Annotated in this window: 24 protein-coding genes; 13 read left to right on the top strand and 11 right to left on the bottom strand. The window is 61.4% G+C overall.

The window, feature by feature from the left end:
* Position 1 precedes the first annotated feature (1 nt).
* Entirely contained in the window at positions 2 to 2,854 is a 2,853-nt protein-coding gene (locus OVY48_RS17945; RefSeq protein ID WP_313923840.1) for a glycosyltransferase, read from the top strand.
* A gap of 10 nt (positions 2,855 to 2,864) precedes the next feature.
* Here OVY48_RS17945 and queA read toward each other — a convergent pair whose 3' ends face one another.
* The 5 genes from queA to OVY48_RS17920 form a co-directional block, all read right to left on the bottom strand.
* On the bottom strand, positions 2,865 to 3,899 hold the full coding sequence (gene queA / locus OVY48_RS17940) for a tRNA preQ1(34) S-adenosylmethionine ribosyltransferase-isomerase QueA (RefSeq protein ID WP_313923839.1): 1,035 nt from the start codon (positions 3,897 to 3,899) through the stop codon (positions 2,865 to 2,867).
* A gap of 122 nt (positions 3,900 to 4,021) precedes the next feature.
* Positions 4,022 to 4,762 carry a peptidylprolyl isomerase gene (locus OVY48_RS17935; RefSeq protein WP_069066529.1) on the bottom strand — a complete coding sequence of 247 codons (741 nt, stop codon included), beginning with the start codon at positions 4,760 to 4,762 and terminating at the stop codon, positions 4,022 to 4,024.
* A gap of 223 nt (positions 4,763 to 4,985) precedes the next feature.
* The gene (coaD, locus tag OVY48_RS17930; protein ID WP_313923838.1) at positions 4,986 to 5,498 is read right to left on the bottom strand and encodes a pantetheine-phosphate adenylyltransferase; all 513 of its coding nucleotides are present in this window, start codon (positions 5,496 to 5,498) and stop codon (positions 4,986 to 4,988) included.
* Positions 5,499 to 5,503: 5 nt separating this feature from the next.
* Positions 5,504 to 6,412 (bottom strand): farnesyl diphosphate synthase, encoded by a 909-nt coding sequence (locus tag OVY48_RS17925; protein WP_313923837.1) that lies wholly within the window; start codon positions 6,410 to 6,412, stop codon positions 5,504 to 5,506.
* Between the two features lie 5 nt (positions 6,413 to 6,417).
* Positions 6,418 to 6,678, bottom strand: coding sequence for an exodeoxyribonuclease VII small subunit (locus OVY48_RS17920; RefSeq protein WP_037476479.1), 261 nt, complete (start codon positions 6,676 to 6,678; stop codon positions 6,418 to 6,420).
* A gap of 181 nt (positions 6,679 to 6,859) precedes the next feature.
* Here OVY48_RS17920 and OVY48_RS17915 point away from each other — a divergent pair, with 181 nt between their 5' ends.
* From OVY48_RS17915 to OVY48_RS17885, 7 genes are all read left to right on the top strand, one after another.
* Complete coding sequence (locus tag OVY48_RS17915; RefSeq protein WP_037476478.1) at positions 6,860 to 7,243, top strand: hypothetical protein; 384 nt, start codon at positions 6,860 to 6,862, stop codon at positions 7,241 to 7,243.
* A 137-nt stretch (positions 7,244 to 7,380) separates the two neighbouring features.
* Positions 7,381 to 7,803 (top strand): hypothetical protein, encoded by a 423-nt coding sequence (locus tag OVY48_RS17910; RefSeq protein ID WP_313923836.1) that lies wholly within the window; start codon positions 7,381 to 7,383, stop codon positions 7,801 to 7,803.
* Positions 7,804 to 8,006: 203 nt separating this feature from the next.
* Positions 8,007 to 10,256, top strand: coding sequence for a phosphoribosylformylglycinamidine synthase subunit PurL (gene purL, locus OVY48_RS17905; RefSeq protein WP_313923835.1), 2,250 nt, complete (start codon positions 8,007 to 8,009; stop codon positions 10,254 to 10,256).
* A gap of 393 nt (positions 10,257 to 10,649) precedes the next feature.
* Positions 10,650 to 13,082: a TonB-dependent receptor gene (locus tag OVY48_RS17900; RefSeq protein WP_313923834.1), complete on the top strand. Its 2,433-nt coding sequence runs from the start codon at positions 10,650 to 10,652 to the stop codon at positions 13,080 to 13,082.
* Positions 13,083 to 13,247: 165 nt separating this feature from the next.
* Positions 13,248 to 14,021 (top strand): energy transducer TonB, encoded by a 774-nt coding sequence (locus OVY48_RS17895; RefSeq protein WP_313923833.1) that lies wholly within the window; start codon positions 13,248 to 13,250, stop codon positions 14,019 to 14,021.
* 18 nt (positions 14,022 to 14,039) lie between these two features.
* Positions 14,040 to 14,723: a Fe2+-dependent dioxygenase gene (locus OVY48_RS17890; RefSeq protein ID WP_313923832.1), complete on the top strand. Its 684-nt coding sequence runs from the start codon at positions 14,040 to 14,042 to the stop codon at positions 14,721 to 14,723.
* Between the two features lie 153 nt (positions 14,724 to 14,876).
* Positions 14,877 to 16,103 carry an FAD/NAD(P)-binding oxidoreductase gene (locus tag OVY48_RS17885; protein ID WP_313923831.1) on the top strand — a complete coding sequence of 409 codons (1,227 nt, stop codon included), beginning with the start codon at positions 14,877 to 14,879 and terminating at the stop codon, positions 16,101 to 16,103.
* 96 nt (positions 16,104 to 16,199) lie between these two features.
* On the opposite strand, the gene OVY48_RS17880 is transcribed toward OVY48_RS17885, so the two are convergent.
* Together OVY48_RS17880 and OVY48_RS17875 are read right to left on the bottom strand one after the other, a co-directional pair.
* Positions 16,200 to 16,673, bottom strand: a complete 474-nt coding sequence (locus tag OVY48_RS17880) for a 2'-5' RNA ligase family protein (protein ID WP_313923829.1) — start codon at positions 16,671 to 16,673, stop codon at positions 16,200 to 16,202.
* A gap of 37 nt (positions 16,674 to 16,710) precedes the next feature.
* Positions 16,711 to 17,250 (bottom strand): peroxiredoxin, encoded by a 540-nt coding sequence (locus OVY48_RS17875; protein ID WP_069066519.1) that lies wholly within the window; start codon positions 17,248 to 17,250, stop codon positions 16,711 to 16,713.
* Positions 17,251 to 17,475: 225 nt separating this feature from the next.
* Here OVY48_RS17875 and OVY48_RS17870 point away from each other — a divergent pair, with 225 nt between their 5' ends.
* On the top strand, positions 17,476 to 18,510 hold the full coding sequence (locus tag OVY48_RS17870) for an IS110 family transposase (protein WP_107126479.1): 1,035 nt from the start codon (positions 17,476 to 17,478) through the stop codon (positions 18,508 to 18,510).
* 329 nt (positions 18,511 to 18,839) lie between these two features.
* Here the strand turns inward: OVY48_RS17870 and mltG are convergent, their stop codons facing one another.
* From mltG to OVY48_RS17850, 4 genes are all read right to left on the bottom strand, one after another.
* On the bottom strand, positions 18,840 to 19,841 hold the full coding sequence (gene mltG, locus OVY48_RS17865; RefSeq protein WP_313923827.1) for an endolytic transglycosylase MltG: 1,002 nt from the start codon (positions 19,839 to 19,841) through the stop codon (positions 18,840 to 18,842).
* Between the two features lie 365 nt (positions 19,842 to 20,206).
* On the bottom strand, positions 20,207 to 21,466 hold the full coding sequence (fabF, locus tag OVY48_RS17860) for a beta-ketoacyl-ACP synthase II (RefSeq protein ID WP_313923826.1): 1,260 nt from the start codon (positions 21,464 to 21,466) through the stop codon (positions 20,207 to 20,209).
* A gap of 166 nt (positions 21,467 to 21,632) precedes the next feature.
* Complete coding sequence (locus tag OVY48_RS17855) at positions 21,633 to 21,866, bottom strand: acyl carrier protein (RefSeq protein ID WP_007689016.1); 234 nt, start codon at positions 21,864 to 21,866, stop codon at positions 21,633 to 21,635.
* Positions 21,867 to 22,105: 239 nt separating this feature from the next.
* On the bottom strand, positions 22,106 to 22,576 hold the full coding sequence (locus OVY48_RS17850) for a hypothetical protein (RefSeq protein WP_313923818.1): 471 nt from the start codon (positions 22,574 to 22,576) through the stop codon (positions 22,106 to 22,108).
* A 136-nt stretch (positions 22,577 to 22,712) separates the two neighbouring features.
* Here OVY48_RS17850 and betI point away from each other — a divergent pair, with 136 nt between their 5' ends.
* From betI to OVY48_RS17830, 4 genes are all read left to right on the top strand, one after another.
* Positions 22,713 to 23,360, top strand: coding sequence for a transcriptional regulator BetI (gene betI / locus OVY48_RS17845; protein ID WP_313923817.1), 648 nt, complete (start codon positions 22,713 to 22,715; stop codon positions 23,358 to 23,360).
* 105 nt (positions 23,361 to 23,465) lie between these two features.
* Positions 23,466 to 24,029, top strand: a complete 564-nt coding sequence (gene ahpC / locus OVY48_RS17840; RefSeq protein WP_069066515.1) for an alkyl hydroperoxide reductase subunit C — start codon at positions 23,466 to 23,468, stop codon at positions 24,027 to 24,029.
* Between the two features lie 218 nt (positions 24,030 to 24,247).
* Positions 24,248 to 25,828 (top strand): alkyl hydroperoxide reductase subunit F, encoded by a 1,581-nt coding sequence (gene ahpF / locus OVY48_RS17835; RefSeq protein WP_313923816.1) that lies wholly within the window; start codon positions 24,248 to 24,250, stop codon positions 25,826 to 25,828.
* 131 nt (positions 25,829 to 25,959) lie between these two features.
* The gene (locus OVY48_RS17830; protein ID WP_043155166.1) at positions 25,960 to 26,256 is read left to right on the top strand and encodes a nucleotidyltransferase family protein; all 297 of its coding nucleotides are present in this window, start codon (positions 25,960 to 25,962) and stop codon (positions 26,254 to 26,256) included.
* Position 26,257: the final 1 nt, after the last annotated feature.

Raw genomic sequence — 26,257 nt, 5'->3', positions numbered from 1 at the left:
GATGTTTCAACAAGGCGAACGTAACTATTCTGGGCCAGGAATTGGAAACTCTGATCATATCATGTCCGATAATGCGCTGATATTGCATATATGGCATATCGATACAGTCGAAGAAATACGACGACATGTCGATTTTTTTCCTGACGATACCGATCAATTCGTTACATTTTCAAACGACATCGATTCAGCGCAACGGTCCTATATCGAGCGATCCTTCCCCCATGCGCGATTATTCCCGGTAAAAAATATAGGGCAGGATTTCGGTGCCCTGTTGCAACTGCGCACTATGGTCGATCTCTCCAAATATGATTTCCTGTGCAAAATACATTCCAAGAAGGGTCTGAAAGAACCAGAAGAATGGCGAAAAACACTGTTGCAGGGCGTTTCATCTTCGAGCCATCATGTCGGACATATCATCGAATATTTTAGGAATTTTCCGAACATACTGATTGCCGGATCGCGACACTTATATCTTTACGGCCCCAAGAACTTGTTCAAAAATGGACCTAATATTGAAAATTTATTTGGGTCGATATTGAATGATTTTGATTTTCGAAAGGAGGATTGGGGCTTTATCGCTGGATCCTGCTTCTGGTTCCGGCGCTCCATCCTGGATGCCATCGCGCAATGTCCAATCGATTTTGAAGAAGCATCCTATACTGATGATGGCCTGCCGGCGCATGCACTCGAACGCATGTTCGGCATGGTGGCGACGATCATGGGCGGCCAGATATTATTGAGCGACACGTGCGGCTTTTCCCCTCGCCTCGCCGTTGAAACCGCTTTCCCCCATGACCTGCCAAGGGAGGTCGTATCGATCAAACAGACCCTTGCGACGCTGGCCATCGCCAGGTCACGGGCACGCCCCAGACCGTTGCAGGGGAGCCTTGATCTCCATCCCCGCGCGGCCGTGATAAGAGGCTGGCTCGCCGCGCCAGATGACCCCTGCCCGCGCGATGTCATCCTGCGCTGTGAAAATATCGAAATCCGCGTCATCGCCTCGGTCTTTCGCCAGGACTTGAAGGATAATGACATCAATGAAGGACGGCACGCCTTTCACGTCAATGTCCCGCGCAACCTGGTCGACGGTAGCACGCATGACATCGCGCTGATCGACGCCGCCACGGGCCAGTTGGTCACGACCCGCAGTTGTCGATGGGAACGGCCAATACGAGCCTACAGGAATTTTGACGAATTTCTCCGCTGCTCGATGATCCAGCCGATGATTCCCGTGCCCTTCATGGATGAGGACAAGCGCTGTTTCGCCGTGATGGAGAATATCGCCGATCACCTCGCCCGACAGGCGCTGGCGCTTGAACAGCCGCCGCTCGTGTCAGTGATCATGCCGATCTATAATCGTGCCGACATTCTAGGCGAAGCGATCCAGTCGATCTTGTCCCAGCAATATCGCAATTTTGAGCTGATCATCATCGATGACGGCAGCGAGGATGACAGCGTCGCCGTCATTCGCGGCATAGACGACCCCCGCATCCGCCTCATTCCTTTGTCACGCAATGGCGGGCAGTGCAAAGCGCGCAATATCGGTGTGACATTGTCCGACGGGCAGATCATTGCCTATCTCGACAGCGATAATATGTGGGACGATCGGTATCTTGCCGCTACCGTCGGTGCCTTCGTGGAACTGCCCGAAGCCGACGCGATCGCCACGGGCCAATTCCTGTTTCGCGGTAATGACAAGGAGCCCTTTGCCGCTCGATACGGTCATTTGAACAAGGCACTGGTGGAAAATAATAATTATATTGATCTCAACTCGCTTGCCCATCGCCTTAGCCTCGTCGCCGACATCGGTGGACTGAACGAACAGTTGATCCGCTATGTCGATTTCGATTTCATCCTGCGCATCATGGACAAAGCGAATTTGTGGACCGTTCCCGTCCTGTTGACCCATTATCATTTCGATCGCGCGGAAAATCAGGTCACGCGCGTCCATGATCGCCCCAATGACATGACATTATTAAGACGCGAATTCCAAGATCGCATGGCGGCCCGCCTTGCCGAGCAAGATCTGAGCGACCTTCACCATCCCGTCAGCGTCATCATTCCCAACTGGCAATCATCGGAGGATATCAATCAGTGCCTGGATGCGCTCTGCGCGCGCGATTGGAAGGGCCAGTTGGAGATCATCGTCGTCGACAACGGATCGGATCAGGATGTTGTTGATCGGCTGCGCCAACGCCGGGATGCGGGGCAGTTGCGACTGATCGAAAATAACGAGAATTACGGCTTCAGCTATGCCGTCAACCAAGGCATTGCCATTGCGCGCGCCGACGCCGACATTTTGCTGCTGAACAATGATGCCATCGTGCAGCCAGGATCAGTGCAGGCTTTGCAGCAAGCGGCCTTCGCCCTGGCTGACGCGGGCATCACGGTGCCGCGCCAGATTCTGCCGCCGGGCACCAAGACGGTGCAACAACATGCGCCCTATGCCAATCCTGCCTATGCGGCCGACGTCAACCTTTCTGCCCATCATCGAAACATCCTGCGGGTTGATGTCTATCATGATGGTGGGCCGGTCGAACTCCATTATGCCCCCTTTTTCGCGGCCTATATCCGGCGTCCGGTCATTGAGAGCATAGGGCCGCTGGACGCTGAATTCGGCCGCCACTACCGCTCCGACCGGGCCTATTGCGACTTGATGCGGACGTTTACCGGCAAGAAAATCTATTATGTGCCCGACGCGCATGTCATCCATAAACTCCAGCGCGCGACCGAAACCCTGCGCGCGGATACGGCGGGCAACACAGCCTTCGACCTGATGTTTCATCGCAATCAGTGGAGCGCGGCGGACCGCAAGCGACTGGGCTACCGATCAGCGGTCTGGGACATATTTTGAATTATGCCCCTTACCCAGCGGGCAACAGCAAACTCGAATCGCCATAGCTATAGAAACGATAACCGCTGCCGATGGCATGGGCATAGGCGGCCTGCATCCGGTCGCGGCCCATCAGCGCCGAGACCAGCATGAACAGGGTTGATTTGGGCAGGTGGAAATTCGTCATCAGCCCGTCGATCGCGCGGAAGCGGTAGCCGGGGGTGATGAAAATGCGGGTTTCGTCGGCAAAGGGATGGATGATGCCGTCTTCGCTCGCCGCGCTTTCCAGCAGGCGCAGCGACGTCGTGCCGACCGCGATCAGGCGACCGCCCGCCGCGCGCGCGGCGTTCAGCCGGTCGGCGGTGGCCGGTTCGATGCGGCCCCATTCGGCATGCATGCGATGGTCGTCGGTATCGTCGGCCTTGACCGGCAGGAAGGTGCCCGCGCCGACATGCAGCGTCAGCGTTTCCGTCAGCACCCCAGTCTGCGCCAGCGCCGCTATCAGGTCCGGCGTGAAATGCAGCGCGGCGGTGGGGGCGGCGACGGCGCCATCCTCGCGCGCGAACATGGTCTGATAATCGCTGACGTCGCGTTCGTCGGTCGGGCGCTTGCTGGCGATATAGGGGGGCAAGGGCATGCGGCCGGCCCGTTCCAGCAGCACTTCCACTGGCTCGGTGCCTTCGAAGTCCAGCGTCACGCCGCCATCTTCGTCGCGCGGCCCGGCGATCGCGGTGACGCCTGCGCCGAAGTCGATCCGGTCGCCATCGCGCACCCGCTTGGCATTGCGCAGAAAGGCCTGCCATTGGCGCAGGCCCAGGCGCTTGTGCAGCGTCGCGCCGATCCGCGCTTCGCCACGCGTCCCTTCCAACTGGGCAGGGATGACGCGGGTATCGTTGAAGACCAGGACGTCGCCCGCACGCAGCAAGCCCGGCAAGTCGCGCACCGTGAGGTCGGCGAAGTCCCCTGCCCCCGGCACCAGCAACAGCCGCGCGGCATCGCGCGGGCTGGCGGGGCGCAGCGCGATATTTTCCGGTGGGAGGTCGAAGTCGAACAGGTCTACGCGCATCGGTCTATCTGTTTCGTCTGATCAAGCCAGTGACCGTTCGTGTCGAGGGCCGTCCAGACAGGTTCACGCCTGCGCCAGCTGCTTCTCGACTTCGCTCGAAGCGAACGGAAAGCTGTGGCCTATTATTGTTCCGGTGCAGGCGCGGTGATCGACGGCGCGGCGGGTGCAGCCATGCCGGGCATCGGCGTCGTTACCGGCGGCTTGCCATCGCTTTCGATCGAGGCCTGCAGGATCGTGCTGGGATTGGCGGGCGGTTCGCCCTGCGCGATCGAATCGACATATTGCATGCCTTCGATCACGCGGCCGAAGACGGTATATTTCTTGTCGAGCTGCATCCGGGGCAGCAGGACGATGAAGAACTGGCTGTTGGCGCTGTCCTCGCTCTGCGCGCGCGCCATCGAAAGCGTGCCGCGCAAATGCGGCATCGGGTTGAATTCGGCCTTGAGGTCGGGGAGCTGCGATCCGCCGGTGCCGTCGCCCTTGGGGTCGCCGCCCTGCGCCATGAAGCCGGGGATGACGCGGTGGAATTTCAGGCCATTATAGAAGCCCTGGCGCGTCAATTCCTTGATCCGCTCGACATGCGCAGGCGCGATGTCGGGGCGCAGCTGGATGCGGACGCGGCCGCCGGTCGACAGGTCCAGATCCCAGATATTCTGCGGATCGGCGGGCACGGTCGCGGGCGGCAGCTTGGGGGTCAGGTCGGTTTCCAGCGACTTGGCATTGTCCTGCGCGCGCACGGCGGCCTCGGCCCGCTTCGCTTCGTCACCCCCGCCGCCACCGGGCGCACCCTGCGCATAGGCAAAGCCGGAGGTTGCGAGGGCGACACCGATCGCCATGGTCTTGAGCGCGCAGGTGAAACGCATGAAGCAGACTTCCTTGATCTTATGGGCATAGGGCCAAGCCGCCCTGATAGCGCGCTGATCGCGATTGGCAACTGAACGCAAGCTGAGCGAGGGAGAGTCGGTTGGAAAATCCGCGAAAGAGCGGATTTTGTCCGCACCGGCCCGCACCCCCACCCGGCCTCCCATTCAGGATATACTGTGGAAGGTCGGGTGGGGGTGCGGGCCGGTGCGGCTCTTCAACACATTATACCCCGCCCTTGCGGCCCATCTTTTCGACCCGCGCCACGACTTCGTCGCGCACGGCGGGACTGACGAATTTGTGGATCGGGCCGCCGTACAGCGCGATCTCCTTGACCAGGCGCGAGGCGATCGGTTGCAGGCAGACATCCGCCATCAGGAACACGGTTTCGACGCGCGCGTTGATCTGCTGGTTCATGCCCGCCATCTGATATTCATATTCGAAGTCGGCGACGGCGCGCAGGCCGCGCACGATGACGCTCGCCCCCTGCGATTCGGCAAAGTCCATCAGCAGCGAATTGAAACCGATGACGACGATGTCAGCGTCGATGCCCGCACATTCGCGCCGCACCATGTCCAGCCGCTCTTCGTCGGAGAACATGGGCGATTTGGCGATGTTGGTCGTAACCCCGATCACCAGCTTGTCGACCAGCTTCGCGCCGCGCCGGATGATGTCCATATGCCCCAGGGTGATGGGATCGAAGGTGCCGGGATAGACGCCGATACGCTGCTTGCTCATGGGGCTTAGCGATCCCTTTCGATGATATAGTCGGCGATGGCGCGCAACAGGTCGGCCTCCGCGCCATAGCCGTGCAGATGCGCCTTGGCCTGATCGACCAGCATATGCGCCTGCGCCCGAGCGCGATCGACGCCGAGCAGCGACACGAAGGTTTCCTTGCCCGCCGCCGCATCCTTGCCCAGCGCCTTGCCGGCCAGGTCCGCGTCGCCCTCGACATCCAGCAGATCGTCGGCGATCTGGAAAGCGAGGCCAATGTCGCGGGCATAGCCATGCAGGCTGGTGCGCGCGTCCACCGGGATGCGCGCCATGATCGCCGCCGCCTCGACGCAGAAGGCGATCAGCGCGCCGGTCTTGAGATTTTGCAGGCGCGTGACGGTGGCCAGGTCGAAGCGCGATTTTTCCGCCTCCAGGTCCATCATCTGCCCGCCCGCCATGCCCGCCGGGCCGCTCGCCAGCGCGAGCGCCCTCACCAGGTCGATCCGCACGAACGGGTCGGCATGAGTCTGTTCATCGGCCAGGATTTCGAAGGCGACATCGTGCAGGCAATCGCCCGCCAGGATCGCGCTGGCTTCGTCAAAGGCCTTGTGGACGGTCGGCTTGCCGCGGCGCATATCGTCATCGTCCATCGCGGGCAGATCGTCATGGATCAGCGAATAGACATGGATGCACTCGACCGCCAGGCCGACCCGCAGCGCCGATTCGCGCGCGATATTGAACAGGTCGCAGGTCGCTTCGACCAGCAGGGGCCGCAGCCGTTTGCCGCCGCCGATCGCCGCATGGCGCATCGCTTCATAGAGGCGCGCGCGCGCATCGTCGGGCACGGGCAAGAGCAGGTCGAACGCATGATCGATCCGCGCCGCAACATCGCGCGAACGGCTGGTCAGCAACGCCGCCGACGAAACATCCCCCCCCATGCCGCTTAGTCCGCGCCGAACGGCTGCGCGCCGGTCACCGCGCCATTGGCATCGACCGTCAGCTTGGCGATCCGCGCTTCGGCGGCCTGCAGCCGGTCGGCACAGCGTTTGCGCAACGCCTCCCCTTGCGCATAGAGCGAGATCGACTCATCGAGCGGCACATCGCCGCTTTCGAGCCTGCGCACGATCGATTCGAGGGCGCGTAACGCATCCTCGAACGAAAGCTGGGTGGGGTCCGGGGCTTGCGTGCTGCTGTCGGTGGCCATGGCCATGCATTGACCGCCACCGCCCGCCCGGTCAAGCCCGCAGCGGACAATCGGGCATATGCCTTATGGTTCGGACACCCCACTGACTGCACTGCGGCATGACGTCATATCAAGCGCATGGCGGGAATAGCGCAGTTTTGCGTTGACGCATCATGCTGCACACGCACATAAAAGGATCGCTATGAAATCTTATATCACCCTGATCGCCGCCGCGAGCCTTGGCTTGCTGTCCGCCTGCAACCAGAATGACGAACCCGAAGTCGTGGGCGGCCCCGCCGACCCGATGGCTGCGGAACTCGCCAATGCCGCGCCCGTCGAGCTGCCGCCGTCGGTCAAGGCCAACAAGCAGTTCCGCTGCAAGGACAACAGCTTGCTGTTCGTCGATTATATGAGCGACGACAAGACCGCGCTGCTGCGCACCGAAAAGGGCGGCGCAGCCACCACGCTGAAGGCGGCCGAAGCCGGTCAGCCCTTCACCGCCGAGGGCGGCTACACCATCGACGGTTCGGGCGACAATGTCACCATCACCGTCCCTGGCAAGAGCGCGCAGGCCTGCCACGTTTAAGGCGGCCTGATCCTTTCAACCATTTCCAGGCCGGACCGCCCCTAACGGTCCGGCCTTTTTCTTGTCCGCGCATTGGCGGGTTTCGCCCCAATAGCGGACGCCCTAGAAACGCATTAGACGCTGCGGAGGGAGGTCCGATGTTCTTCTATCTCGAACCGGAAGTTGCGGGCGGCATAGGTCCAAACTCTGAGCTTCACCGTGAGGACGGTAGGCTCGTTGTGGCCAAGTTGAACTACCAGTTTGACGGCTGGTTAGGCGATGCCCTGCTCGAAACAGTCGCATGCTTCATCGTTACCGACGCCGCTCGGCAACTGATTGAGGATGCTGCCCTAACCGGTGTGAGTTTCTCCGACGTAGAGGTGACCCGATCCGACCTTTTCATCGATCTATACGGTGACAAGGCACTACCATCATTCTGGTGGATGATCGTCGCAGGTAAGCCCGAGGTCGACGACTTCGGCATGGCGAGCGACCTGCGATTGATAGCCTCTGAGCGGGCGCTCGCCCTATTGCGGAGCGTCGGGCTTGCGCACGCGGAGGTTCAGCCGGTCGGCGACTGACGTCCGCTTCCCACCATTTCTCGCCATCCAGAGAAAGCCGACACGCCCCTGACTTCTCTGCGCCTCTGCGCGCAATGGCAGCAGGCAAGCGCGGGAGAGGCGCGCCTACCTCTTATCCCGTTTCTCCCGCCCGATCGATGCATGTCCACCAAAGCATGCACGCCGCCATTGCTCTCCGCCCACGCGGCCGCTAAAGGCGCGGCATGTCCAGCACCGCCACCCAGATCACCCCGGAAATCGTCGCCGAACATGGCCTCAGCCCGGAAGAATATGACCGCGTCTTGAAGGCGATCGGCCGCGAGCCGAACCTGACGGAACTCGGCATATTCTCGGTCATGTGGTCGGAGCATTGCTCGTATAAATCCTCCAAGATCCACCTGATGAAGCTGCCGACCACTGGCCCGCAGGTGATTTGCGGCCCCGGCGAAAATGCCGGCGTCGTGGACATTGGCGACGGGCAAGCGGCGATCTTCAAGATGGAGAGTCACAACCACCCGTCCTACATCGAACCCTATCAGGGCGCGGCTACGGGCGTCGGCGGCATCCTGCGCGACGTGTTCACCATGGGGGCGCGGCCGATCGCCAATATGAACGCGCTGCGCTTCGGGCGGCCCGATCATCCCAAGATGCGCCACCTGATCTCAGGCGTGGTCCGCGGCATTGGCGGCTATGGCAATTGCGTGGGCGTGCCGACCGTGGGCGGCGAGGTGAATTTCCACCCCGCCTATGACGGCAATATCCTGGTCAACGCCATGACCGTGGGCATCGCCGACACCGACAAGATTTTCTACAGCGCCGCGTCGGGCGTGGGCAACTCCATCGTCTATGTCGGCTCCAAGACCGGCCGCGACGGCATCCATGGCGCGACCATGGCGAGCGCCGATTTCGGCGACGATGCCGACGCCAAGCGCCCCACCGTGCAGGTCGGCGATCCCTTCACCGAAAAGCTGCTGATCGAGGCGTGCCTGGAACTGATGGCGTCGGACGCGATCGTCGCGATTCAGGATATGGGCGCGGCGGGCCTCACTTCGTCCAGCGTCGAAATGGCGTCGAAGGGCGGCGTTGGCCTGCTTCTCAACATGGACGCCGTGCCGCAGCGCGAAACCGGCATGACCGCCTATGAAATGATGCTCTCCGAATCGCAGGAGCGCATGTTGATGGTGTTGAAGCCCGGCCGCGAAGCCTTTGCCGAAGCCATTTTCCACAAATGGGAACTGGATTTCGCGATCATCGGCGAAGTCACCGACAGCGGCCGCATGGTCCTTGTCCATCATGGCGAAACCGTGTGCGACATTCCGCTGGCCCCGCTGGCCGACGACGCGCCGCTCTATGATCGTCCGTCGATGCCGATGGACGACTATAAGGCCTGGTCGGGCGTCAAGCCGCTCGGCGACATCCCAGAAAGCACCGACATCGGCGCGGACCTGCTCAAACTGATGGGCAGCCCCGACATCGCCAGCCGCCGCTGGATCTGGGAACAATATGACCATATGGTCGGGGCCGACACCGTCCAGCGCCCCGGCGGCGACGCAGCCGTCGTGCGCGTCCATGGCAGCAACAAGGGCATCGCGATCAGCACCGATTGCACCCCGCGCTATTGCTATGCCGACCCCTATGAAGGCGGCAAGCAGGCGATCGCCGAATGCTATCGCAACCTGAGCGCGGTCGGCGCGACGCCGCTGGCCGTGACCAACTGCCTCAACTTCGCCAACCCGCAGCGCCCCGAAATCATGGCGCAATTGACGGGTTGTCTGGACGGCATGGGCGACGCCTGCCGCGCCTTGGACTTCCCGATCGTATCGGGCAACGTGTCGCTGTATAATGAGAGCAAGGCGACCGGCGGCGGGAGCGCGATCCTGCCGACGCCTGCGATCGGCGGGATTGGCTTGCTGGCCGATGTGGATGCTATGGCGACGGTGGCATTCAAGAATGAGGGAGAGCAGGTGTGGCTATTGGGCGGTAGTGCCGATCATCTTGGTCAGTCCATTTGGCTACGTGAGATTTGCCAGCGCGAGGACGGCACGCCGCCGTCCGTTGATTTGGCCGCAGAGCGGAAGGCGGGCGAACTGATTCAAAAGGCCGTCGCTCAAGGACTTGTTACCGCCGTTCACGATGTTTCCGATGGCGGCCCTCTTGTGGCCTTGACCGAGATGAGTTTAGCATCGGGCATCGGTGCCGATGTTAATCCCGACTGGACCAAACCTATCACACCGCAGATGTTCGGCGAAAACCAAGGCCGTTATCTCGTCACTGTTGCCGATCCTGGAGATTACCGGCTTATCGAACTTGCAGAATCGGCGGGTCTCTCAATAAGAGCCTTCGCTCTCACTGGCGGCGACACGATTTGCATCGGGGATTGTGGCGGCGGTCAGATCTTCGGAAGTGTCTCTCTCACCGACCTGCGGGCCGCGCATGAAGGCTTCTTCCCCAAGCTGATGGACAGCGAACTCTAACGATTGGGTATCACGCCTGTCCGCAGGCGAAGCATATGCCCCATCGTCATGCCTCGTAGATCCAGTAATCAAGCCGATGCGCGGCATCACATGAATCAGCCTGGGTCGTCCTGCGGTGACTGCAGGACGACGGACAAATAGCGCCTGCACGTCGCGCGAGCATAGCGATCGGCAACTGGCCTACCCTGCTTGATCGCCTCCGCCGCCCCACCATAAGCCCGCCTTCATATGCATAGGCCATCTCGATAGCGACTGCGCCTCCTTCACTATATCGGTCATATGTTTCCGCGCCTGCACCAGCCGCGCATCTTGATAGATAATTATTCGCAATAGCATTGACTCTGCGAAACGTTCTCAATAATTCCCCGATCAGCAGTCAGGGGGAAACATTCCATGTCCAACACCACATCCACACCATCATTCCTGGCCTTGTCCTGCGTCGGCGCAATGGCCTTCGCCACTGCCGCACAGGCACAAGAGGCCACATCGGGCCAGCGGCTGGGCGGCATGACCGTCACCGACACGGTCATCGACGAATCAGCAGTCAAAGTCGAACAGGCGGAATCGCCCAAATATGTGCGTCCCCTGCTCGACACGCCGCAAACCATCACGGTCATCGGCAAAGCAACGATCCAGCAGCAAAATCTCCTGACGCTGCGCGATGTTCTTTCGACCGTACCGGGCATCACGTTCGGCGCGGGTGAAGGCGGGTTTGGCTATGGCGATCGGATCATCTTGCGCGGCCAGGATGCAAAGAATGACGTGACCATCGACGGTGTGCGATCGGGTGCCTTCCTCAACCGCAACGAAGTCTACAATATCGAGCAGGTCGAAGTGACCAACGGTGCCAATTCGGTCATGAACGGCGGTGGTTCTGTTGCCGGCACGATCAATCTGGTGACCAAGCGGCCGCTGGCGGATGATCAGACGATGCTCAGCGCAGGTATCGGCACGGACAATTATTACCGAGCGACCGTGGACACGAACAAGCGACTGAACGACCTGATCGCGGTGCGGATCAACGCAGTCTATCATGAAAATGACGTGCCCGGCCGCGATGTCGAAGATTATAAGCGCTGGGGCATCGCGCCCGCCATCACCATCGGCATCGACGGTCCAACCAGCCTGACCATTCAGGCCGAGCATCTGGATGACAAGGCGATGCCGCAATATGGCCTTCGCTATTATGCCAATAATGGCGGATTTCTCGAAGAATTCGACCGCAGCGGCTATTATGGCTTTGCCAATCTCGACCGGCAGGACAGCAAGACCAATAGCCTGCAAACCATTTTCAGCCATGCATTCAGCGATAAGTTGGAGATCCGCAACCTCACGCGTTATGAAAATATCCAGCAGAATACCGTTACCAGCCAACCCAACGGGACATTCTGCCTGTCCACCAATTTGCAGCCGATGGATATCAACGGTGCCAGCGCGCCCTGCACCGTGACGAGCGGAGGCGTCACCACCAGCGTTCCCGCAGGCTATTATCTACCCACCGGTGGACGTGGCGTACAACGGCTCATCTCCAACAAAACCGCCTATAATCAGTTCGACATCAGTGCCGATTTCGAAACCGCCGGGATTACCCACAGCCTGGTGGTGGGCGCATCGGCCATGTGGGAGCAATATCGCCAGAAGCAGGGCACATTGCCGCGCAATGCCGACGGCTCCACCCCCGCCTTTCCGCTCGTCAGTATATCCAATCCCGGCGAAGTCGTCGCAGGTCCAGCAGGCTACACCTATGGCAGCAATATCTATACCGGCCCGGTCAACTTCACCCTCGCCAGCAATAATGTCGGCGAGCAGACCAGCTATGCCGCCTATCTGTTCGACGCCATCAAATTTAGCGACTTTTTCGAGATCAACGGCGGCGTCCGGTACGAAAAGGCCGAGGGCTTCAACCGTTCGTTCAGCTATGTGACAACGCCAGGTGCAGCCAATCTCGGCGCTATCAATACGGTTACCGGCCCGTTCCGAGTGAACGACAATCTGTTTTCCTATCGGATCGGTGCCGTCGTGAAACCGACGGCCAACACCAGCCTTTATGTTGCCTATGGCAACTCCAAACTGCCCTCGAAAGTGTCGGTCGACGGCTCCTGCTCCGCGCTGACCTGCAATGTTGAGCCGGAGACCACCAAAAATTATGAGATCGGTGCCAAGGCCGATTTGTTCGATGCCAAGCTCTTGTTGACCGCCGCCATTTTCCGCAACGATCGCGACCAGATCAAGGTCGTGTCGGGCGACCCGACCTTGCCGGACCAGGCGACCGATGGCCACCAGCGGGTCGAGGGGATTTCGCTCGGCGCATCGGGCAACATCACCAGTAATTGGACCATTTCGGCCAATTATATGTATCTCAAGAGCGAGATCAAACAGGGTGTGTCCGATTTCTGCCTGGCCAATCCCGGTGCGACCGATACGACAGCGGGAACATGCGCCAACAGCGCGGCATTTATCGATCCGACGGCGGGCTATGCACTGACGAATACACCCAAACATTCCGGCAGCCTGTTCACCACCTACCGCTTCGATTTCGGTCTGGAACTGGGCTATGGGCTGACCTACCAGGGTAAATTCCTGCTCAATCAACCGACATTGGCCCAACTGACGGCGGGCACTTATGTCGGCTATTCCGTACCAAGCTATACCATTCACCGGCTCATGGTGAACTATCCGATCACGGATCGGCTCAAGGCGCAGGTCAATGTTCAGAATTTCACGAACGAGAAATATGTGACGACGGTGCGCAATGCCGTCGGCGGTAGCTGGGCGCAACCCGCACCGACCCGATCGGCTGTGTTCAGCCTCAACTACCAGCTCTGATCCCGCATACCCCGACACTGTCCCGGTCGGGGAAGGACGGACGGCGATCTACCCTCTCCTCAGGTCGCCGTCCGCCCGCTATCGCACCAGGCCAACGTCGCGATTGATTCGCATTAGTCATTGCCCTATTCAAGACCGAGCAACGGATGGAAAGGGGGCGCTGCCATGCTTCACACTGCAATTCGACCCATGACGGACGATGACAGTGCTACATTCGCCAACTGTGCTCCGGTGCTATCGGCCCCGCCCGGTTCGCCGACGATATACGCCACCGCCCGCGATCACTATGGTATCCGCAAGCGGCCCAATATTCCGGCGATTATGGTCATCATTCTGGTCCACGCCCTGTTGATCGGCATGCTGATACAGGTGCGCAGCCATGTGATGCGCGTACAGGACGCGAAACTGACTGTCGTAAACCTGGCGCCGCCGCCACCCCCGCCTCCCGCTGCCTCGGCCGCGCCACCGCAGCCATCGGCACCTGAGGTCATCGCCCCGCCGCCGATCGTGCAGACGCCCGTGCCCCTGCCCCAGGCTGTTGAGACGTCCCCCGTGGCACAGGCCGTTTCCATCCCCGCACCGACTATTGTGGCCGCCGCTGCCCCGGCGGCGCCGACCGCCGTGCCCCCCGCCCCGCCCAGCCTCATTCAGGGTGGCGATATCGGGACGCAGATGGTGTCGGGCAAACCGCCACGCTATCCGATCGAAAGCCGCCGCAAGCGCGAGCAGGGCACGGTCGTCCTCCAGTTGATCCTGGGGGTCGATGGGACGGTCGAAACGATCATGGTCAGCCAAAGCAGCGGCTTTTCCCGGCTCGACAACGCCGCACGCGATGCCGTGAAGCACTGGCGCTGGAAACCTACGCTGCGTGATGGTCAACCGATGCGGGTGCGGGGCCTTGTCGAAATCCCCTTCGTCCTGCGACCCGATCCTGATTAACGGAAGCCCTTTAATTCCATGCTGATCGCTATTCCTGACCTGCTCGATGCACCGGGCATCGCCGCCATTCGCGCGCTGATCGACCCAACGACCTGGGTCGATGGCAATGTCACATCGGGCCATCAATCCGCGCTGGCCAAGCGCAATCTGCAATTGCCAGAAGACGCGCCCGCCGCCATTTCGGCGGGGCAGATCATTCTCGACGCGCTGGGCCGGTCGTCCCTGTTCATCGCCGCTGGGCTGCCGCTCAAGATTTTTCCGCCGCTCTTCAACAGCTACGAAGGCGGACAGGCCTTTGGCGTACATGTCGATAACGCCGTGCGTATACAGGCGGGCACTGGCGTTCGGGTGCGATCGGATCTCTCGGTCACCGTGTTTCTGGAGGCACCCGACGCCTATGACGGCGGCGAACTGACGATCGAAACCAATTTCGGGGTGCAGCAAGTAAAACTGCCAGCGGGTCACGCCGTGCTGTACCCGTCATCCTCCCTGCACCGCGTGGAGCCGGTTACGCAGGGGCGTAGGGTCGCGAGCTTTTTCTGGGTCCAGTCGATGATCCGGGACGATGGGCCAAGGCAAATGCTGTTCGACCTCGATCGCAGCGTTCAGGGCGTGGCAGCAGCATTGGGCCATGATCATGGCGAGGTCATCAGGCTCACCGGCGTCTACCATAATTTGCTGCGCCGCTGGGCCGAAGCCTGACAGGGCAGCGTAACCCGTGGCGGAGCGGCCGTGCCCTGATCGAACATCGTGGGGGCGGCTGTCGCCATCCCCCCGGATTCGCACATCCCCCTTGCACCCCTTGCCACACCCCGCCTATCAGCAGCGCAAAGGGATAAAGAGGATTGCGGGCCGATGAGCTATTATGATGTTCTGATCGTGGGTGCGGGCCATGCCGGGGCGCAGGCGGCGATTTCGCTGCGCCAGCACGGGTTCGAGGGCAGCGTCGCGATGATCGGCGACGAAAAGGACCCGCCCTATGAGCGCCCGCCCTTGTCCAAGGAATATTTCGCAGGCGACAAGAGTTTCGACCGCATCCTGATCCGTCCAGCCACCTTCTGGGGTGAGCGCAATATCGACATGCTGCTGGGCCGCCGCGTGAAGAGCGTCGATCCGGTCGGCAAGTTCGTGACGGTGGGTGGCGAAGAAATCGGCTATGGCAAGCTGATCTGGTGTACCGGCGGCACCCCCCGCATGCTTACCTGCAACGGCGCGGATGCCGCCAACGTCCATGCCGTGCGCCGCCGCGACGATGTCGATGCGATGATGGCAAAGCTCGACAGCATCCGCCACGTCACCATCATCGGTGGCGGCTATATCGGCCTGGAAGCCGCCGCCGTGCTGACCAAATTCGGCAAGACCGTCGTGCTGCTCGAAGCGCTCGACCGCGTGCTGGCGCGGGTCGCGGGCGAACAATTGTCGCGCTTCTACGAAGCCGAACATCGCGCCCATGGCGTCGACCTGCGCACCGGCGCGCGGATGGATTGCATCGAAGTGGTCGACGGCAAGGCGACCGCCGTCTTGATGGAAGATGGCGAACGGATCGAGACCGACATGGTGATCGTCGGCATCGGCATCATTCCTGAAACCGGCCCGCTGATCGCGGCGGGCGCGGCGGGCGGCAATGGCGTCGATGTCGATGAATATTGCCGCACCAGCCTGCCCGACATCTATGCCGTGGGCGATTGCGCTGCCCATGCCAACCGCTTCGCCGGTGGCGCGCAGATGCGGCTGGAATCGGTCCAGAACGCCAATGATCAGGCCAAGGTCGCGGTGGCGCACATATTGGGCAAGGAAGAAGCCTATAATGCCGTGCCCTGGTTCTGGTCGAACCAATATGATCTCAAGCTCCAGACCGTGGGCCTCTCCACCGGCTTCGATCAAGCGATCACCCGCGGCGACCCAGCGACGCGCAGCTTCTCCGTCGTCTATCTCAAAGGCGGCAAAGTCATCGCGCTCGACTGCGTCAATATGGTCAAGGATTATGTCCAGGGCCGCGCCCATGTCCTGTCCGGCGCAGCGCTTGACCAGACGCAACTGGCCGATGCCAGCGTGCCGTTGAAGGAAGTCGGGCTGGCATAAAGTAAAAATCCGTTCGGGCTGAGCCTGTCGAAGCCCTTTTCTTCTACTTAAGAAGAGCGGCCCTTCGACAAGCTCAGGGCGAACGGAAACATATACCTACCCCCGAAAACTCGCCTTCATCGCCAATTCCCACGGCCCCCCGCGATAATGCCACGCCGCCAGCCCGGCGATCGCGAAGGGGCGTGGCACAAAGTCCGCACGCAACTGCTCCGCCAGCGCCTTCGCTTGCGCCGGCGCAACCTTGTTCTGCACCGTCACATGCAGCCGGGGTCGCGCCTGGTCCTGCGGCGTCAACAGCCCCGTAAACGCCTCCGCCAGTTCATCGCGCATCGCCGACAGTTCCGGGCTGTCGATGCGATAGGCCACCCCCCGCCCCAGCATCATGACCTCGCTCAACCGCGCAGCCGGTGCCGGTCCGCGACACAAGGCCTTGAGTCGATCCCCCACCTCCCCCAGTACGGAAGGCGGCAGATGATGGAACAGCGTGATATGCGCGGCCAAAACATTGCGCTCAGGCGGAAAATGTGCCCGGCGCAGCCCGTCCGCCCAGGCGAAGTCCGCCGCCCCCATCAGCGCGCTGACGATGATGGGGGCCAGTGGGGCAGCCTCAACCAGCCGGATGCGCCTTCAGCCATTCCAGCACGGGTTCGGGCTGGGTTTCGCCATAGGGGTCTTCATCGTCGCCGTTATCGTTGATCCCCGGTTCCTCGAACCAGGCGATAATCTTACCGTCTTCGACCACCATCGCATAGCGCCAGCTACGGTCGCCAAAGCCGAGATGATTCTTCTTGATGAGCATGCCCATCCGCCGAGTAAAATCCCCCGACCCATCGGGCAACAGCTTCACATTTTTGAGGCCCAGCTGCTTGCCCCACTGGAACATGACGAAGGCATCGTTGACCGATATGCAATAGACATCATCGATACCGACCGCCTTGAAATCATCGTAAGAACGCTCGAACGCCGGGCATTGCTCGGTCGAACAGGTCGGCGTGAAGGCACCAGGCAGCGAGAACACCACGGCGCGCTTGCCCGCGAACAAGTCGCCGGTCTGCACATCCTGCCAGCGATAGGGGTTTGGCCCCTCGACGCTTTCATCGCGCACGCGCGTCTTGAGCGTCACATTCGGTACGGTTCTTCCCAGCATCAGTGCGTCTCCCAATCAGGGCCGCCTTGTCGCACAGGCGGCAACTATCTTTATGGGGATGAGGAAGCCGGACGGCAATCGCGCCCGGCGACGCAATCAACGGTCTCGCCTCAAAGCTCGCCGCGCGACCGCCGAATTTCGAACCATTTGCGCACATTTGATGGCATGGACCACCCCCATGCAAACGATCATATTATATGGTGCCATTAAAGTGGAGGAAGCGCGATGTCAGTTGTTACGATTGGCCTTGATCTGGCCAAAACGGTTTTCCAAGTTCACGGTGTAGATGAGGCCGGCTTAACCGTGCTTCGCCGAAAGCTCTCTCGGGCCGATATGGCGGCCTTCTTCAAAAAGCAGCCGCCGTGCCTAGTCGGAATGGAAGCGTGTTCTAGCGCGCATCACTGGGCGCGCTTGCTTGTGGAGATCGGCCACACGGTCAAGCTCATTCCACCTCAGTACGTTAAGCCGTACGTGAAGCGGAACAAGACGGACGCCGCCGACGCGGAGGCCATATGCGAGGCCGTCGCCAAGCCGAACATGCGGTTTGTTCCTATCAAGACGAAGCAGCAACAGGCGGTTCTGGCTTTGCATCGTGTCCGCAGCCTGTTGGTCCGACAGCGAACGGCGACGATCAATGCACTGCGCGGACTGCTGGGCGAATACGGGCTTATCGCGGGCAAGGGCGTGCGACAGCTCGCGATATTGAGCGAGCGTCTTGCAACCTCGGACAAGACCGTCGTCCCGGACGAAGCGCGAGAAGCGTTGCGATGTCTTTTCCGGCACATCGACACATTAACCGATAAGCTTGGCGAGATGGAGAAGCGGATCGTCGCCTGGCACAAATCAAACCCGGACAGCCAGCGTCTGGCTACTGCTCCGGGCGTGGGCCCAATTACGGCGACAGCGATTGTGGCAGCCGTCGGCGATGGCAGTCAGTTCAAGTCTTCCCGTCATTTTGCAGCTTGGCTTGGCCTGACGCCACGGATTCGAGCGAGCGGGGGAAAAGAGAAGATTGGTCGGATCAGCAAAGGCGGCGATCGATATCTCCGAACGCTCTTGATCCATGGAGCTCGGGCCGTTGTAGGAACAACGTTCCGCAAGGACGTGACACCTCGGCCCTGGCTTAAAGCTTTGGTCGACAGGAGGCCCGTGAATGTAGCCTCAACAGCCGTCGCTCACAAGACGGCTCGCTCGATCTGGGCCATGTTGACCAGGAATGAGGTATACCGCCGTCCATCGCCTTTGCCGATGGCGGCCTAACCAGTTCGGCGCCGATGTGATGGTGCCGACTTGCGAGGGCAACGACAGAGTATGGCGAACCGGTATCACCGGGGATCGACAAAGGTCACTGAAATGATGCGAACCAATTTGAGTTCGTCCATTTGTCCGGCCGTCGATCCGCGGAAACCATAGGGGCCTGCGGCGTGTTATGCCGCACAACAAGGCCGGATACACGACCGCAAGATCCGAAATCGTCGAAATCTGTTGAAAAGCCTTGCAAGGTGGGGGTGGTCCATACACAACTATCTTTATGGGGATGAGGAAGCCGGACGGCAATCGCGCCCGGCGACGCAATCAACGGTCTCGCCTCAAAGCTCGCCGCGCGACCGCCGAATTTCGAACCATTTGCGCACATTTTCATTATGCTGCTGATAGGTGTCGGCGAAGATGTGGCCGCCCTTCCCGTCCGCGACGAAATAGAGCGCCTTGGTCTCGGCCGGATGCAGCACCGCCAGGATCGACAGCCGCCCCGGATTGGCGATCGGCCCCTTGGGCAGGCCGACCATCGCATAAGTATTATAGTCGTTGACGTCGGCAATCTCCGACTTGCGGATGCGGCGACCCAGCGGCTTGCCCCGTGTGATCGGGTAGATGATGGTCGGGTCGGCCTGCAACATCATATTGGTGCGCAACCGGTTGCTATAGACGCCCGCGACCGTCGGCCGTTCGGCGGCAACGGCGGTTTCCTTCTCGACGATGCTGGCCAGGATGATCGCCTCTTTGGGCGTCTTGGCGACCGTATTGGGCGCGCGTTCGGCCCATAATTTGGCCAGCGCCTCGTCCATCGCCACCTGCATGCGCTTCAACACGGCGGCACGCGGCTCGCCCTTGTCGAAGGCATAGCTGTCGGGCAGCACGCTCCCCTCCTCCGGCACCGGAATATCGCCGGTCAGCTGGTCGTTCGCCATCAACCGCTCATGCACCAGGATGGAGGGCATGCCTTCGGGAATGGTGATCAACCGCGTCAGCGTCTTGCCGCCCTGCAGGATGGAGAGGATATCGCTGTTGCTGGCCCCGGCAGGGATGACGAACTCGCCCGCCTTGATGGGCGTGCCCTCCCCGAAAATCTTGGCCCGCGTCAGGAAAGCATCGGCCGACCGCACCGCACCCGCCTGTTTCAGCAACACCGCCGCATCGGACAGCGTAGACCCTTCGCGCACGACCACGCTGACATCCTGGGCCGCCGGCCCCTGTTCGGTCCAGCCCGCCACGAAGCGAAAGGCAATGAAGGCCGCAACGGCCAGGCCGATCAGCAGGACGATACAGCCCAGTCGTTGCTTCGAATTCCGGTTCGATCGTCTTGCCATCATCACCATCGCCCCAGAGGAATATCCACGACCGCCAAATCTTCCACCGATCCTCCCCTGTAAGGTTCGGCAGAGGCACGTGACTCTGCCGAAGGGGACCGCCGAAGGCGGTGGAGGGGTGTCGCCCTCACGATAGCATGACACCCCTCCGTCAGGGCTACGCCCTACCACCTCTCCTTATAGGGGATTGTTGCGAAATTCATCACCCACAGGTTTTTCCGTCATCCCCGCGAAGGCGGGGATCCATCTCCGGACCTAAAATCAAGATGATAAGGTGGGAGATGGGTTCCCGCCTTCGCGGGAATGACGATGCTTCGTGAGCAATCCGCATTTCGCACCGATCCCCTACATGGGGAGGAGTTTCGTCCTCAGATCGCCTTCATGATGAGCGACGCATTAGTCCCGCCAAAGCCGAACGAATTGTTCAACACCGCGCGCACCTTGCGCTGCTTGGCGACATGGGGAACGAGGTCGACGCCCTTGCAGCTTTCGCTCGGTTCATCGAGGTTCAGCGTCGGCGGCACGATCTGGTCGCGCATGGCGAGGATGCAGAAGATGCTTTCCACCGCGCCCGCGCCACCCAGCAAATGGCCAATCGCCGACTTGGTCGAACTCATCGACATCGCGCCGATCTGATCGCCGAACAGGCGACGCACCGCGCCCAGTTCCAGCTCGTCGCCCATCGGCGTTGATGTGCCATGCGCGTTCACATAGTCGATATCTTCAAGGCTCAGGCCCGATTTCTTGAGCGCCATCTGCATCGAACGGAACGCGCCGGAGCCTTCCGGATGCGGCGCGGTGACATGATAGGCGTCGCCCGACAGGCCATAGCCCAGCACTTCGGCATAGATTTTCGCGCCGCGCGCCTTCGCCCGCTCATATTCTTCCAGCACGACGACGCCCGCGCCTTCGCCCATGACGAAGCCGTCGCGGTTGACGTCATAAGGGCGGCTGGCGCGCGTCGGATCGTCGTTGAAATTGGTGCTGAGCGCCCGCGCCTGCGAGAAACCGGCGATGCCGATCGGGCAGATCGCGCTCTCTGCGCCGCCTGCCAGCATGACGTCGGCATCGTCCATCGCGATCATGCGCGCGGCGTCGCCGATCGAATGGGCGCCGGTCGAGCAAGCGGTGACGACCGCATGGTTCGGCCCCATCAGGCCATATTTGATGCTGACCTGGCCAGAGATCAGGTTGATCAGGCGGCCATGGACGAAATGCGGGCTGACCCGGCTCGGTCCCTTGTTCGCCAGCACCAGCGATTCGCTCTCGATGCCAGGCAGGCCGCCGATGCCCGAACCAATCGAGCAACCGGCGCGGAACCGTTCCTCCTCGGTCATGTTCAGCAGGCCCGCGTCGCGCAGCGCCTCGCTCGCGGCGGCGATGCCGAAGACGATGAACAGATCGACCTGGCGCTGGATCTTGTGATCCACCTCCAAATAGGGGTCGAACCCATATTCATGCTCTTTGGGCTTCACTTCGCACGCGATGCGGCACTTATAGTCGGTCGGGTCGAACCGCGTGATGGTCGCCGCGCCGGATTTGGACGCGATGATGTTCTTCCATGTGGTTTCCACATCCCCGCCAAGCGGGCTGACCATGCCAAGGCCGGTTACGACGACGCGACGCATATATTTGCTCCGAAATAGTCTCTTTGACGCAATGTAGGTCTGGCCGATCCGGCCTGCAAACGCTGCATCAGATACGAAAAAGCTCCCCGCGCTCCGGGGTTACCGGACAGGAGGAGCCATTTCCTAACACGAAAGGCGGCCCGCTTATTGCGGGCCGCGAAACGCCTTACTGCTTGCTGTCGATATAATCGATGGCATCCTTGACGGTGGCGATCTTCTCGGCCGCATCGTCGGGGATTTCGACGCCGAATTCTTCTTCGAACGCCATGACCAGCTCAACGATGTCGAGGCTGTCAGCGCCCAGATCGTCGATGAAGCTGGCATCCTCGGTCACCTTTTCGGCTTCAACGCCCAGATGCTCGACGACGATTTTCTTTACGCGATCCGCGGTCTCACTCATGAGTGGTCCTTCTTGACTGGTATCGTTGGTGGTTGTGAATAACCGTTAAGGCAATGCCCTAGAGCCATGCGCCGATAGAGGCAAGAGGCAAGGCCGCCAAGTCCTTTTCAATCGCGCGCAGCAGAGATTTTATACGAATATAGGTCCAACCTGCCGACAAACATACGCCACGCGCGGCATCTGCTGCGCGACAAGCGGCGTCAGCGGTCGCGGAGTCCGCGCTCGCGCCACATCTCGCCTTATCGGCAATAGCCCTCCTGCCCGGCCACCACGATCAGGCAGTCGGTCTTGTCCGCGAGATATTTGAACCCCGTCTCCGCCCCCGTGCCCGGCCGGATCGTCAGTTCCTTCCCATCGCGCGTAAATCGGATCATCGCCCCCTCGGCCATGCCGGCATAATCACCCTGCCGGTCGAGATTATCCTTGTTGGTCAACGCATAGCTGCCGGGCTTCCCATCGGGCGCGGGCTGAATGTCGAGGAACAGCCCCTCCGGCCCGGTCCAGCGGCCGATCCAGTCGTCGGTCGGCAACCGACCCGCCGGGCCATCCATGCCGTTGATCGCATCGCTATCCTCGATCGTCTCGACCGTCGGCGCATTGGCCGTAGCATTGGCGACATTGTCCGTCTCGGCACCAGGACCACATCCGGTCAGCAGCGCGCCAACCAGCAGCAACGGCAGCGCAAAGCGGGGCGAGAGGCGGCAGGTCATCGGTCGATCTCCTTGGCTATCGGGACGAACAAGTCGCGAAACGGCACATTCGATCCCTCCGCGCCTAAGACGTCGCCTTGCCAGCGCCGCCGTCTATCGCCAAACACGCAGATCGGGGGACGATATGACGAACAGCATGATGCAACGACCCAGGGCGAAATTCGTCCGGGAAACGCCCGACGTCCGGCGTCAGGCATTGATCGAGGCGACCGCCCGCTGCCTGGCGGAAAAGGGCGTCGGCGGAACATCCGTCCGCGCGATCTGCGCGCAGGCGGGCGTATCCTCCGGCCTGCTCACCCATTATTTCGAGGGCGTCAACGCGCTCATCCTCGCCACCTATCTCGATGTCGGCGCAACCGTATCCGCCGCGCTCGACCAGGCGGTGGAAGAGGCCGGCGATGATCCGCGCGACCGGCTGCGCGCCTGCCTCCAGGCCAATTTCCGCGCGCCCATATTGGACCCGGATCTGCTCGCCACCTGGATCGCCTTTTGGAGCCTCGTCAAAAGCGATCCCGCCATCGCCGCCGTCCATGCGCAAGTCTATGCCGCCACCCGCGCCCAGCTTGAAACCCTGCTGCTCGCCGCCGTGCCGGAAATGCCGCCCGCCCGCGCCCGGCTTGCTGCGATCAGCCTGACCGCACTCGTCGATGGCCTCTGGCTTGAACTCTGCCTCGATCCCTCGACCTTTTCGGCGCAAGAAGCGCAGGCCATGGTCGAACGCGCGATGATGCTGGCGCTGGGCCAATGGCGCGGTGAGTGGGTCGATCAATCCGATCGGCTGTGATCGCTTTTCTCACTCACCCCATCCGAGAAAACCAATTTCCCTCGACTCGCCTGCGTCCCTACATGGGTCAGGCAACAGCAACCCACATAAGGAACTGGACAGCCCATGGCTCTCATCAACACCACCATCAAGCCGTTCGCAGCGACCGCCTATAAGGAAGGCAAGTTCGTCGACGTCACCGATGCCGACGTGAAGGGCAAGTGGGCGATCTTCTTCTTCTACCCCGCCGACTTCACCTTTGTCTGCCCCACCGAACTGGAAGACCTGGCTGGCATCTACCCGACCCTGCAGTCGCTGAACGTCGAAGTCTATTCGGTCTCGACCGACACGCATTTCAGCCACAAGGCCTGGCACGACACCTCGCCCGCCATCGGCAAGATCAACTACTACATGCTGGGTGACCAGTCGGGCCAGATCACCAACAATTTCGACGTGATGCGCCCCGGCGTTGGCCTTGCCGACCGCGCGACCTTCCTGGTCGATCCCGAAGGCGTGATCCAGTTCATGGAAATCACTTCGGAAGGCGTCGGCCGCAACGCGACCGAACTGCTCCGCAAGGTGAAGGCTGCGCAGTACGTCGCCGCCCATCCCGGTGAAGTCTGCCCCGCCAAGTGGGAAGAAGGCGAAACCACCCTCGCCCCTTCGCTCGACCTCGTCGGCAAGATCTAAAAACGACCCGCAGCGCGGCCCCCTTGGTCGCGCTGCCCTGAACGGCCGCCGGGTTGCCCCAAAGGGCACGGAACCCGGCGGACCCTTCAACGCTATCTAAACCGTCATCCTATTCTCATCGGGGTCTTTGGGTCGCACCATCCCCCGAAGGGCCGCCGCACGCCCCCCTCCCTCAATATGCGGCGGCGGCCCGCTTTCATGCAACGGAGCAAGGCACGATGTTGGACGCAAATCTCAAAGGACAGCTGAAAGGCTATCTGGCGAACATCACTCAGCCGATCGAGCTGGTGGCTTCGCTGGATGAAGGCGCAAAGTCGCGCGAACTGGGCGAATTGCTGGGCGACATCGCCGAACTGTCGGACAAGGTGACCGTGGTCACCGGCACCGACAAGCGCGTCCCCAGCTTCATGATCCGCCGCGCAGGCACCGACATCGGCGTGCGCTTCGCGGGCCTGCCGATGGGCCATGAATTCACCTCGCTGGTCCTGGCGCTACTGCAGGTCGGCGGCCACCCGTCAAAGGCGGCGCAGGACTTGATCCAGCAGATCAAGGACATCGACGGCGACTTCGCCTTCGAAACCTACTTCTCGCTCTCCTGCCAGAACTGCCCCGACGTGGTGCAGGCGCTCAACCTCATGAGCGTCCTCAACCCCCGCATCAGCCACGTCGCCATCGACGGCGCACTGTTCAAGGACGAGGTTGACAGCCGCAAGGTCATGGCCGTCCCCACCGTCTTCCTCAACGGCGAACCCTTCGCCAGCGGCCGGATGGAACTGGAACAGATCGTCGCCAAGATCGACAGCGGCGCGGCCACCCGCGCCGCCGAAAAGATCAAGGCGCAGGAACCCTTCGAAGTCCTCATCGTCGGCGGCGGTCCCGCTGGCGCGGCGGCGGCTATCTATACGGCGCGCAAGGGCATCCGCACCGGCGTCGCCGCCGAACGCTTCGGCGGCCAGGTGCTCGACACGATGGATATCGAAAATTTCATCTCCGTCTCGCGCACCGAAGGGCCAAAGCTCGCCTCCGCCATGGAAGCGCACGTCAAGGATTATGACGTCGAAATCATGAACCTGCAAAAGGCGGCGAAGCTGATCCCGGCCCGCACCGAAGGCGGCTATCATGAGGTCGTGCTGGAAAATGGCGCGAGCCTGAAGGGCCGCACCCTCATCCTCTCGACCGGCGCACGCTGGCGGCAGATGGGCGTGCCCGGGGAAGAGGAATATCGCAACAAGGGCGTCGCCTATTGCCCGCATTGCGATGGCCCGCTCTACAAGGGGAAGCGCGTCGCGGTGATCGGCGGCGGCAATAGCGGCGTCGAAGCCGCGATCGACCTTGCCGGTATCGTCGCCCATGTGACGCTGATCGAGTTTGACAGCCAGCTCCGCGCCGACGCGGTGCTGCAGCGCAAGCTCGCCAGCCTGCCCAACGTCAAGATCATCACCTCGGCGCTCACGTCGAAGGTCGATGGCGATGGCGACCGCGTCACCGGCCTGTCCTACAAGGACCGCAACAGCGGCACCGAACATGACGTCGCGCTGGAAGGCATCTTCGTCCAGATCGGCCTCGTCCCCAACACCGAATGGTTGAAGGACGCAGTCGCTTTGTCCCCCCGCGGCGAAATCGAAATCGACGCCCGCGGCGAAACCAGCGTGCCGGGTGTGTTTGCAGCCGGCGATTGCACGACGGTCCCCTACAAGCAGATCGTCATCGCCATGGGCGCAGGCTCAACGGCAGGCTTGTCGGCCTTCGACTATCTGATCCGTTTGCCCGCGAGCGAGGAGGCGGCGCAAGCGGCGTGATGCCGGGCGCATTGCGCGGGGTATGAAAGAACGGCCGATCCGGCAACGGGTCGGCCGTTTTTCGTTCGATCACAGAATCGCCAGCGCGTTGGCAAATTGCGTGTTCCAGAAAGCTGGGGCATAATGGTCCGATGAAAAAGGCCGAAGCGATCACCCGGTTGAAGCCCTTCGAGCGCCGCCTGCGCGCGCGCGGCATCAATGCGCTATACCTGTTCGGATCGACCGCCAGGGACGAAGCCAGCCCAGCCTCCGACCTCGACCTGCTCTACGACTATGACTCGGCGCGGCAATTCAGCCTGTTCGATCAGGCCGGGGCGATGCTGGAACTGTCCGATGCACTCGGCACCAAGGTCGACCTGGTGTCACGCATCGGCCTGCGTCCCCGCCTGCGCGCGCGCGTCGAAGGCGAGATGGTCCGGGTCTTCTGAT

The organism is Sphingobium sp. SA2, from assembly GCF_032227065.1.
Taxonomy (GTDB): domain Bacteria; phylum Pseudomonadota; class Alphaproteobacteria; order Sphingomonadales; family Sphingomonadaceae; genus Sphingobium.
This window is presented reverse-complemented; position numbering and strand designations above follow the sequence as displayed.